8 protein-coding genes are annotated in these 11,212 nt (G+C 59.1%); 1 reads left to right on the top strand and 7 read right to left on the bottom strand.

Features of this window, described 5'->3' with window-relative positions; genetic code table 11:
* From Q0M74_RS10600 to trmD, 6 genes are all read right to left on the bottom strand, one after another.
* The coding region (locus Q0M74_RS10600) for an aconitate hydratase (protein WP_293954224.1) at nt 1-2,573 on the bottom strand (2,573 nt) is incomplete at its 3' end.
* A 210-nt stretch (nt 2,574-2,783) separates the two neighbouring features.
* Nucleotides 2,784-5,138: a Tex family protein gene (locus Q0M74_RS10595; protein ID WP_293954221.1), complete on the bottom strand. Its 2,355-nt coding sequence runs from the start codon at nt 5,136-5,138 to the stop codon at nt 2,784-2,786.
* 22 nt (nt 5,139-5,160) lie between these two features.
* Nucleotides 5,161-7,050 (bottom strand): heavy metal translocating P-type ATPase, encoded by a 1,890-nt coding sequence (locus Q0M74_RS10590; protein ID WP_293954219.1) that lies wholly within the window; start codon nt 7,048-7,050, stop codon nt 5,161-5,163.
* An 84-nt stretch (nt 7,051-7,134) separates the two neighbouring features.
* Nucleotides 7,135-7,506, bottom strand: coding sequence for a hypothetical protein (locus Q0M74_RS10585; protein WP_293954217.1), 372 nt, complete (start codon nt 7,504-7,506; stop codon nt 7,135-7,137).
* A 431-nt stretch (nt 7,507-7,937) separates the two neighbouring features.
* Nucleotides 7,938-8,558 (bottom strand): hypothetical protein, encoded by a 621-nt coding sequence (locus Q0M74_RS10580; RefSeq protein ID WP_366088201.1) that lies wholly within the window; start codon nt 8,556-8,558, stop codon nt 7,938-7,940.
* Nucleotides 8,559-8,686: 128 nt separating this feature from the next.
* The gene (gene trmD, locus Q0M74_RS10575; RefSeq protein WP_293954213.1) at nt 8,687-9,565 is read right to left on the bottom strand and encodes a tRNA (guanosine(37)-N1)-methyltransferase TrmD; all 879 of its coding nucleotides are present in this window, start codon (nt 9,563-9,565) and stop codon (nt 8,687-8,689) included.
* A 26-nt stretch (nt 9,566-9,591) separates the two neighbouring features.
* Between trmD and Q0M74_RS10570 the strand changes: the two genes are divergently transcribed.
* On the top strand, nt 9,592-10,272 hold the full coding sequence (locus Q0M74_RS10570; protein ID WP_293954211.1) for a DUF4232 domain-containing protein: 681 nt from the start codon (nt 9,592-9,594) through the stop codon (nt 10,270-10,272).
* A 171-nt stretch (nt 10,273-10,443) separates the two neighbouring features.
* Here Q0M74_RS10570 and rimM read toward each other — a convergent pair whose 3' ends face one another.
* Entirely contained in the window at nt 10,444-10,953 is a 510-nt protein-coding gene (rimM, locus tag Q0M74_RS10565; RefSeq protein WP_293954209.1) for a ribosome maturation factor RimM, read from the bottom strand.
* Nucleotides 10,954-11,212: the final 259 nt, after the last annotated feature.

Raw genomic sequence — 11,212 nt, 5'->3', positions numbered from 1 at the left:
AGGGGCAGCACCCCCATGCCGATGAGGTTGGAACGGTGGATGCGCTCATAGGACTGTGCTATGACCGCCTTCACACCCAGCAGGGTGGTGCCCTTGGCTGCCCAGTCACGGGAGGAACCAGAGCCATATTCCGCACCGGCGATGACCACCAGTGGCACACCTTCATCGGCGTAGCGCATCGCAGCGTCAAAGATGCTCATCTCCTCCCCATCTGGGAAGTGCTTGGTCATACCACCTTCGGTGCCGGGGGCCACCTGGTTGCGCAGGCGGATATTGGCGAAGGTGCCACGCACCATCACCTCGTGGTTACCGCGGCGGGAGCCATAAGAGTTGAAGTCTCCCGGCGCGACACCTTGTTCCTGCAGGTAGCGGCCGGCCGGTGAGGTTACTTTGATGGCACCTGCTGGTGAGATGTGGTCGGTGGTCACGGAATCGCCGAGCAGTGCCAGGACGCGGGCCCCGGCGATATCGCGGACCGGTGCTGGTTCCACTTCCATGCCGTCGAAGTAGGGGGGTTTGCGTACATAGGTGGATTCCCCATTCCAGGCGAATTTATCGCCCACGGGCACATCCATGCCCCGCCAGTTCTCATCACCGGTGAAGACATCGGAATAGCCTTCGAGGAAGAGTTCGGATTTCACGGTGGCTTCCACGACTTCCTTGATCTCTGCCGCGGAGGGCCAGATATCACGCAGGTAGATGTCTTCACCTTCCTGGTTTTTCGCCAGGGGTTCGCTGAGGAGGTCGGTGTGCATGCTGCCTGCCAGTGCGTAGGCGATGACCAGTGGTGGTGAGGCCAAGAAGTTCATCTTCACCTCGGGGTGGATGCGGCCTTCGAAGTTACGGTTTCCGGAAAGGACTGAGGAGACGTTGAGGTCTTCTCCCCTGACTGCGGCACTGACCTCGGGGATCAGCGGTCCGGAGTTGCCGATACAGGTGGTACAACCATAACCAACCAGGTTGAAGCCGAGCTTGTCCAGGTAGGGGCTCAAGCCTGCGCGGTCGAGATAGTCGGTGACCACGCGAGATCCCGGGGCCAGGGTGGTTTTCACCCAGGGTCGGGTCACCAGGCCGGCTTCCACAGCCTTCTTGGCCACCAGTCCGGCCCCGATCATCACCGAGGGGTTGGAGGTGTTGGTGCAGGAGGTGATCGCTGCGATGACCACGTCACCGTGGTCGACGATTGCCGGTGTGTCACCGATGACCACGTCCACGGGGTTACTTGGCCAACCGAGTTTGGCGTTGGCGGTGAGCTGTTCCCTGCTCAGGTGGCGTGGGGGTTCATCCGCGGCATGCCCCGAGCTGGTGGAGATGGGGTCACTGGCGGGGAAGGAATCCGCGGAGGCGTCATCGACACCACCGTCATTACCACCGGTGATCACCCCTTCGCCGTGGAGGATACTCAGGATGGTTGCCGGGGCGTCACCCAGCTCAATGCGGTCCTGGGGACGCTTGGGTCCGGCGATCGAGGGCACCACATCAGCCAGGTTCAGCTCAATGACCTGGGTGTATTCTGCCGGATTCTCGGGATCATGCCACATACCCTGTTCCTTGGCATAGGCCTCAACCAGGTTGATCTGCTCCTCGGAACGTCCCGTCAGCCTCATGTAGTTGAGGGTTTCCTCATCCACGGGGAAGATCGCACAGGTGGCGCCGTACTCCGGGCTCATATTTCCCAGGGTAGCGCGGTTGGCCAGTGGGATGTTGGCCACGCCGGGTCCGAAGAACTCCACGAATTTACCCACCACACCGGTCTCGCGGAGGGTCTCTGCGACGGTGAGCACCAGGTCGGTGGCGGTGGTGCCTTCGGGTAGTTCCCCGCTGATCTTGATGCCGATGACTTCTGGCAGCAGCATACTCATGGGCTGGCCGAGCATCGCAGCTTCTGCTTCGATACCGCCGACTCCCCAACCGAGCACACCCAGCCCATTGACCATCGGGGTATGCGAATCCGTACCCACCAGGGTGTCCGGATAAGCCTGGACCACACCATCTGCACCATCACGGGTGAAGACCACGCGGGAGAGGTACTCCAGATTCACCTGGTGACAGATGCCGGTGTCTGGAGGTACGACCACGAAGTCACTGAAGGACTGCTGTGCCCACCGCAACATCTGGTAGCGCTCCTGGTTGCGCTGGAATTCCAGCTCAGAGTTCTGGCGGGCGGCATCAGGGATGCCGAAGACATCGGCGATGACGGAGTGGTCGATGACCAGCTCGCCGGGGATCAGGGGGTTGATCTTCTTGGGATCCCCACCCAGTTCGGTCATGGCATCACGCATGGCTACCAGGTCCACCACACAGGGCACACCGGTGAAGTCCTGCATGAGCACGCGTGCCGGGGTGTACTGGATCTCGTGGTGTCCGACCTCTGTCGGATTCCAGTTCTGGACTGCTTCCACCTGTGCAGTGGTGACCAGGTGTCCATCCTCATTGCGCAGCAGGTTCTCCAAGAGCACCTTCAGGCTATAAGGCAAACGGACGGAGCCAGGGACACTGTCCAGGCGGTGGATTTCATAGGACTTCTCCCCCACTGTGAGTAGTGCCCGGGAATTGAAACTGTTAGAACTCATCTTCTCTCATCATCCTTTCGATGATTTCAACGATCAGTGGAAACAGTCGGGCTCAACCACAGGCGTCTCTACTCAGACAGGTACGAGGATCCTGCGTCTGACATAAAATATTTCGTCCGACTGCCATCTTCCCCCACACCCCTGTAACCGCGGTCACAGAAACGTAGGTGGATCCCAGCCTAACCCAGATCCCCGCGGAGCAGTAGGGCTTTAACGCCCACTCAGTCCGGCGCGCTTGAGCGCTGCGGCCATGGCACCGCCAGCGGACGCAGATGCTGCGGGCTGTCTACCCCGGGACTGTCCGACATGCTTGTCGACGCCGCTGTCACTTCCTCTGCTGGAGCTCTTCTGCTGCCCGCCACGGGGAGTGCTGCGCTGCCCACCACGCTGCGGCTTCTTGGCAGGCTGGCCGGGTTCGTCCTCCATGCGTAGGGAGAGACCGATGCGCTTGCGTTCGGTGTCGACTTCCATGACCTTGACCTTGACCACCTGTCCGGAGCGGACCACCTCATGGGGGTCGGAGATGAACTTATTGCTCATCGCGGAGACATGGACCAGGCCATCCTGGTGGACTCCGACATCAACGAAGGCGCCGAAGGCTGCCACATTGGTGACCACACCTTCCAGGATCATTCCGGGGACCAGGTCGGAGATCTTTTCCACACCCTCTTTGAAAGTGGCGGTGGTGAATTCTGGACGTGGGTCACGGCCCGGTTTGTCCAACTCGGCGATGATGTCGGTGACGGTGGGGACACCGAATTTCTCATCGGCGAAGTCCCCCGGCCTCAAGGTACTCAGCAAGGCGGAGTTAGCGATGAGACCATCGACATCCACACCTGCGGCCTTGGCGATCCTCCGCACCACCGGATAGGCCTCCGGGTGCACCGCAGAGGAATCCAGGGGATCCTTGCCACCGTTGATACGCAGGAAGCCGGCGCACTGTTCAAAGGCCTTCGGCCCCAGGCGGGGCACCTTGTTCAATTCCTTGCGGGAGGCGAAGAGACCATTGCCATCACGGTAAGCGACGATGTTGTTGGCCAGGGTGGTACTGACACCGGCCACCCGGGTCAACAGCGGTGCTGAAGCGGTGTTGAGATTGACACCCACCGCGTTCACGGCATCTTCCACCACACCGTCCAGGGTCTTGGCCAGGGCATGCTGATTCACATCATGCTGGTACTGCCCTACACCGATGGCCTTGGGGTCGATCTTGACCAGTTCCGCCAGTGGGTCCTGCAAGCGACGTGCGATGGAGACCGCACCACGCAGGGAGACATCCATATCTGGAAATTCCTCGGCTGCAATCTCAGAGGCTGAGTAGACGGAAGCACCAGACTCCGAGACCACCACCGGGGTCGGGCGTTGACCACCGGCCTGCTTGATGAGGTCGGCGACCTCACCGGCAAGCTTCTCTGTTTCACGGGAGGCTGTTCCATTGCCCACGGCCATCAGTTCCACACCATGGGTGGCGCACAGACCTGCCAGTTCCTGCACGGCGTCATTCCAGCGGTTCTGTGGCTGGTGTGGGTAAACGATCGTGGTGTCAAGTGCCTTGCCGGTGGAATCCACCACGGCCACCTTCACACCATTGCGGAAACCAGGATCCAGGCCGATGGTGGCCCGCTGTCCAGCAGGAGCGGCAAGAAGGACATCGCGGAGATTGGTGGCGAAGATCTCCAAGGCTCCGGCTTCGGCCTTCTCCTTCAACCGCATGCGCACATCAAGCCCGGAGGAGACATAGAGTTTGGTGCGCCAGCCCCAGCGCACGGCTTCGGCCAACCAAGCAGAGGTCTTGGTGTCCAGGTTGAAGCGGTCTGCAATCATGCCTTCATAGAGCATGTCATCACCAGCATCCAGGTTCAGCTGGAGCACGCCTTCATTCTCACCACGCAGCAGTGCCAGGATGCGGTGTGATGGCAGAGAGCCGAAAGACTCATTGAACTCGAAATAGTCTTTGAATTTCGCACCTTCTGTTTCCTTGCCGGCCACCACACTGGCACTCAGGGAACCACGCTTGTACATCTGTTCGCGCACCTCTCCCACCAGATCAGGATCGAGGGCAAAGCGGTCAATGAGGATGGCTCGTGCTCCTTCAAGGACCTTCTTGGTGTCTTCAAAACCCTCGGTGACAAAAATGGTGGCGGCACCAACAGCATCGGTGCCCGGCACATCGATCAGCTTGTCTACCAGCACCTCAAGCCCAGCCTCGCGGGCGATATCTGCCTTGGTGCGGCGGCGTTTCTTAAACGGCAGGTAGAGATCCTCCAGACGTGCCTTGGTCTCACAACCCAGAATCAGGGCACGCAGATCATCAGTCAATTTGCCCTGTTCCTCGATGGCGGTGATGATCGACGCCTTGCGATCCTCCAGTTCACGCAGGTAAGTGAGACGTTCTTCGAGCTGGCGCAGCTGGGTGTCATCAAGTCCGCCGGTAATTTCCTTGCGGTAACGGGCGATGAAGGGAACGGTGTTGCCTTCGTCGAGAAGCTTGCAGGCAGCGACCACCTGCTCCTCCCTGACTCCTAGTTCGCGGGCAATGGTGGCAGGAATTGAGATCAATGACATTCCAGCGATTCTAGCCATGGAATCAGAAGTCTGTGAGTTCCTTCTTGGTGAACGGCACGCGTGCGGCATTGAGGATGGCCAGGATGTCAATGACTTCCTGGGCGATGGCTCCCATCAGTGGTGTCAGAATTCCGAAGACCGCCAACACCATGCCCAGGAAGGACAGCGCCATGCCACCGATGACACTCTGCAGGGCGATACGGCGCATACGTTTGCCGATGTGGAGCAGATTGTCCAGACGTTCCAGGGAGGAATCCAGCACCACGGCGTCGGCTGCTTCCATGGTGACATCGGATCCCGTGCCGAAGGCAACACCGACGGTGGCGGCAGCCATGGCGGGGGCGTCATTGATGCCGTCACCCAGGAAGAGCGTGGAACCGCGTTCATTGAATTCGCGGACCAGTGCCAGCTTTCCTTCAGGGCTCACACCTGCGTGGACGGTGCTGATACCGACCTTGTCTGCCAGGTACTCCGTCTCTGAGGCACGGTCACCGGAGATGATCATGATCTCCGTGGTCCCGTGCTTCCTGGCAAGGTGTGCGATGAAGTCCTTCGCGACGGCACGCGGTTCATCACGGAATTGGATAAAGGCGGCGAACTTGCCGTCGATGAGCATCACCGATTCCATACCCGCCTGATCCTGCGGCAGGAAGGAGGAATCAGACAACCCCTTGCGGTTGGTCAACATGATCTGGTGCCCATCGACCACACCACTCAATCCCTGGCCCGGCTTCTCTGAAATGGAGGTGACGGGGAGTGCCTCCACCCCCCTGGCTTCCGCTTCATCGACAATCGCGGTGGCCAGCGGATGACGGGAATAGCGCTCGATGGCTGCTGCCAGGGCGAGTGCGTAATCCTCCTCCCATTCCGCAGCAGTCTGGAGGTGAGTGATCACCGGACGGCCATATGTCAAGGTTCCGGTCTTGTCGAACATGACGGTGTCCACCGTGGACACCTCCTCCAGGATGCCTGGGTTCTTTATGATGATGCCCCGTTTGGCCGCCAGGTTGATCGCGCCGATGATAGCCACAGGAACACCGATGAGCAGTGGACAAGGCGTGGCGATAACCACCACCGCCAGGAAACGCGTGGGGTCACCGGAAATAATCCACCCCAGGGCACCCATCACCAGAGCCAACACCGTGTACCAGGCCCCCAGACGGTCAGCCATCCTACGCATCTGCGGACGATTGGTCTCCGCATCACGCAACACCCCCACGATGGTCTCATAACGGGACTCCTCCGCAAGAGCCGTCGCCCTGATCACCAGGGCGTCATCAGCATTGATCGCACCAGAGATCACCTCTGAGCCCTCAGATTTACTCACCACATAAGGCTCACCGGTCAGATAGGACTCATCCATGGCACCATGTCCGGAGATCACCTCACCATCCACCGGGCAGAGTTCATGGGGCAGCACCACCAGTTCATCACCCACCCGGACCTCCGCGATGGCGATGTCTTCAGTGCTGCCAGCGGGCAGCCTGCGGTGGGCGATCTGCGGGGCGCGCCGGGCCAGTGCGTCCAGGGTTGCAGAAGCGCGTTTCGACGCCGCCTCCTCCAGTGCCTCACCACCAGACAGCATCAGCACTACGATGGCCGCCACCAACCATTCCCCCATCAGGACAGAGGCGATGATGGACACCGCTGCCAGCGTGTCCGCCCCACCACGAGTGACGATGGCTGACTTCACCACATCAACACCCAGGGGAATACCTCCACCCATGACGATCACCACCAGTGGCCAGGAAGCAGCAACACCCTCCAGACCGAAGGCGAAATGGAGGATCAGATAGACAACGATGGCGATCAGTGCCGCCGTTGCGATCACACCGTCCCGGGAGGCGAAGAACTCCCGGAACCGTCTGGGTTGTGCAGTGGCGGGAACCTGGGGACTGGTATCGGTGCTCATACCTCCAGGCTAACCCCGGAAATGTACTCCTACCAGGATGGGTAGGATTACTTGGGTGACTATTCCCATAAGGGTGAGTTCAGGTCAGTTGCCGTGCTGCCAGGCGCAGGCGGCATTGATGCCCGGCTCTATGGAACCTTCCAGGGAGGTTCCGTACCAGTAGGTGCCCTTGGGCATGGACTTCACCACCAGCTGGGTCAGTTCCTTCAGGTCTGCGTCGGAGCGTCCATTGACCACCACACGGTGCAGTGCTTCAGCGATCGGTGGGTATCCTTCGGTCTGTGCGAAGTGAGTGACTAACATGTTGTCGGGTTCACAGGTGAGGTCCACCAGTTCGGAGTGGATCTCAGCGACCTCATATCCTAAAGCTCTCAGGCGTTCCGGCATGGCGTCGACGGAGCGTTTCCACTCCTCCGGTCGGATGAGGATATTAAGATCGGTGGATACATCGCGCATGGCAGGCTCCTTCAGCCGTTGATTCTTTGCTGCCCACCGTACTCCGCCACAGGCGGGGTTTTGTCCGAGTTGAGCAGAATTAATGAACCCCACAGCATGATCACTCAGAAGCACACTCCCCCCAGTAGAATCTTCCTGCATGAAGACCAGTTTGGCCCCTCGTGGCCGCTCCCGGGATGGCATATTGGATTGGTTTTCGGTGGCGAAGAAGACGACGCAGATCTTTTATCACGTATCCCCACCACCCAGACGGATAACTCCGCAATGTTCGATGCCTTACCGTCGCTGCCGACAATATAACAATTTTCAATGATGAAAAAGGGCATGCTGACCAGTCTGTGGTTTGACTAAACAGCCCCCTACCACTACAAAGAACAAAACCCGCCTCCACCATCACCAGGATGTGGATGCGGGCATTCGACCTTGAAAACCTACTTCTTAGCCTGCTTGCGGGCCCGGAAGATGGCGATCGCCACCAGTGCCAGGGTGATCCACAGCAGGTACTTATTGACCACGTTGACCACATCGAGGACCTGTTCACCGAAACTGTAGCCCAGCCACATCATCAGGCCGTTGACCATGAGGATGCTGATGACATTCCACAGGAAGATCAGTGGGAAGCGGATCTTGATCAGTCCTGCCACCGCATTGACCACGGTGCCTGGCACTGGTCCCGGCAGGTAAGCCACAGGAACCAAACCGATCACCCAGGCGTACAAGCTGGTGGATTCTTTCTCCACGGCACGTCGGAAAGCTTTGTGTGCGCGTGGCATGTACTGCAGTGACATGTCGATGAACTCCATGCCCCAGCGCCGGCCCATCAGCCAGTACACCGGCATGAACTTCACGGCACCCACCACGGTGCACAGCAGGTAGACCCAGAACACGCCGTTGCCCACAGATGCATTGGCGCCACCGACCACGGCACTGGTGTAACCACCCACCAGCAGCGTGTAGGCCAACGGTTGGGACAGCAGCCAGGCACGTAGCGGGATCATGGCAATCGAGTACACCGCCATCACCATCAGTGCCGCGAAGAGCACAATGTCCATCTTCCCCGGGTTGGTGAGGAAGCCGGGCAGTTCCAGTTCCGGCTTCTGCGGGGAGTCTGCCGCGGTGTTGTCTGACTGTTCAGTCACTCAAAGTCCTTAAAAGTGGTGTCTGGAGGAAGAAACTGAGCTTAGTTCAGTCCGAGGGTTTTGCGGTCTTCCTGGGAGAGGCCAACGCCATCAAGAAGCTCCGGCCGCACACGCTGGGTGCGCAGCAGTGCCTGATCACGGCGCCAGCGATCCACCTTGGCGTGATTCCCTGAGAACAATACCTCCGGCACGTCCAGCCCCCGCCACTGACGTGGTTTGGTGTAAGACGGACCCTCCAGCAGACCATCGGAGAAGCTGTCTTCTTCATGGCTACGACGGTTACCCAGCACACCGGGGATCAGGCGGACCACAGCCTCAGCAATCACGAGCACCGCCACCTCCCCACCGATGAGCACATAGTCACCGATGGAGACCTCACGCACGCGGTAACGGTTGCGGGCATTATCGATCACGCGTTGGTCAATGCCTTCATAGCGGCCACAAGCAAAGACAATATGGCTCTCATTGGACCAGGCCTGGGCATCGGTCTGGGTGAAGGGCTTGCCGGCCGGGGTGGGCACAAGCAGCAGTGGGAGGTCGGAGTCCTCCTCGCCTTCATAACTGCGCTTATCGACGCCCGCCAGCTCATCATGGCGCGCCACGTCGCGGTGCGGGGTCGCGGAGTTCAGCTGCTCACCCGCTGCCCTACCGGCGGCAACATCATCAAGTGCAGGCCCCCAGACCTCTGGCTTCATCACCATGCCGGGACCACCGCCATAAGGGGTGTCATCGACAGCCTTGTGTCCACCGGTCGCCCAGTCACGAAGATCGTGTACGCCGACAGCCAGGTAGTCATCCTCGATAGCCTTGCCCAGCAGGGCATGTCGCAGGGGATCCAGGTACTCCGGGAAAATGGTCACCACATCCAAGCGGAGATGGCGTTTATCGGCATTGTTGTTGGCACTAGTCACGGCATTCAATCTACCAAGGGCACTAACGTGGAACCATGAAGCCTAAAGCCAACACACGCACTGCCCTCGGCACAGCTGTTCTTCTGGCACTCATACCGGTGCTTGCCAGCTGTTCCTCCACAGATGAGAACACCACACCAGACGCAGCTCCTGCGACTGTCACGGAAACGGTCAGCGGGATAGCCGCGGAGACAAATGCCAGTTCAGCAGGCGAATCCGCGGAAAACTCACTAGAAGTTCCGCCTGCTGATCCTTCAACACAATCCCCGACAGACACTCAAGCGCCTGCACCAACACCAGGTACCTGCCCCACCAGTGGGCTGGCCATCGGTGTGAGCAATCAACAGGGTGCCGCCGGCAGCATGCTGATGGATCTCACTTTCACCAACAACGGCAGTTCTGACTGTGAGCTCCATGGTTTCCCGGGAGTCAGCCTGGTGGGCACCGGCGATGGCAGCCAGCTGGGTGCTCCAGCAACACGGGAGGACGTCCCAGCAGAGACTGTTGAACTCCAACCGGGTGACACAGCCACAGCAGCGCTGCGCATCACACGGGCGGAAAACTTCGAGGCAGGCAGCTGTGGCCTGGTTCCAGCTGATGGTCTGCGCATCTACCCTCCCGGAGATACAGAAGCAGCCTTTGTGGAACTGGACAGTATCAGTGGCTGTGTCTCAGAGAACATTGAATTGCTCAGTATTAAACCAGTGCGCCCATAACCCTGTCGTACACCGTGGCCAGGGGAAGTGATGATTGCGATAAACAAACCTTGACCTGTGGAGACCTGTCTCCTCAGAGGTCAAGGCTATCAACCCGCAGGCCCTTAGGTTCTCATGGTGCCGCTCGTTAATAGCACGGGGACCGTAAAAACCTCTCAGGACTTCACGTGTTTAGAGATCCAGGAGTCCCTCGGGTGGGGTGATCATGGCGGTTCCCTCATCCAGGTCAATCTCAGGGACGATGGCATGGACAAAGGGAATCAGTGCTTCCTTGCCAGAGGTGAGCTTGACCTCGAGGATCTCACCAGCTGGTCCATGCATGACACCGGTGACCTCACCAATATCTTCGCCGTCATGGATGACGCGGAGCCCCTCAAGCTCATGGTCGTAGAAGCCATCCTCATCGTCTTCGCGCTCCAGTGGGGCCGCGAAGAAGCGGGTGCCACGCAGGGAGTCAGCCGTGTTGCGGTCTGGCACCTCCTCAAACTTCACCAAGAGGCGTCCCTGGTGTGCGCGTGCTGCCTGGATGTTCAGAGTATGTTCCTTGCCCGCCTGCTTGCCTGTGAGGACTTCACCTACCGCGTAGCGGATGTCTGGGTCGTCGGTGCTGACCTCCACCACGACTTCACCCTTGATGCCATGGGACTTGACCACTTTGCCGATCTGCAGCTGTTCACTCATGAATAGAAATTCTAGGCCACCTACCTGGTTTTCTTATACTGAGGCCAGTCGAACATACCAGATAAGATATTTAACACTATTTTTTCCTAGCAAATTAACTAAGGTGGGTGTCAGTAGAGCAATGTCATCACAACCCTGAAAGGGACTTTCCCCTGCCATGAACCCCAGCATCCCAGGCCTGACAATCACAGAACTACCCGAAAGCCTCGACAGACCCGAAACGGAACGACGTCTACCTTCAACCGGGAGGATCTTCAAA

Source organism: uncultured Corynebacterium sp., from assembly GCF_945649885.1.
GTDB lineage: Bacteria > Actinomycetota > Actinomycetes > Mycobacteriales > Mycobacteriaceae > Corynebacterium.
This window is presented reverse-complemented; position numbering and strand designations above follow the sequence as displayed.

Coding starts and splice junctions, on each gene's coding strand:
- rimM (WP_293954209.1), bottom strand. CDS start 10,953: ATGAGTGAACAGCTGCAGATCGGCAAAGTGGTCAAGTCCCATGGCATC.
- Q0M74_RS10570 (WP_293954211.1), top strand. CDS start 9,592: ATGAAGCCTAAAGCCAACACACGCACTGCCCTCGGCACAGCTGTTCTT.
- Q0M74_RS10595 (WP_293954221.1), bottom strand. CDS start 5,138: ATGTCATTGATCTCAATTCCTGCCACCATTGCCCGCGAACTAGGAGTC.
- Q0M74_RS10585 (WP_293954217.1), bottom strand. CDS start 7,506: ATGCGCGATGTATCCACCGATCTTAATATCCTCATCCGACCGGAGGAG.
- Q0M74_RS10590 (WP_293954219.1), bottom strand. CDS start 7,050: ATGAGCACCGATACCAGTCCCCAGGTTCCCGCCACTGCACAACCCAGA.
- Q0M74_RS10580 (WP_366088201.1), bottom strand. CDS start 8,558: ATGGACATTGTGCTCTTCGCGGCACTGATGGTGATGGCGGTGTACTCG.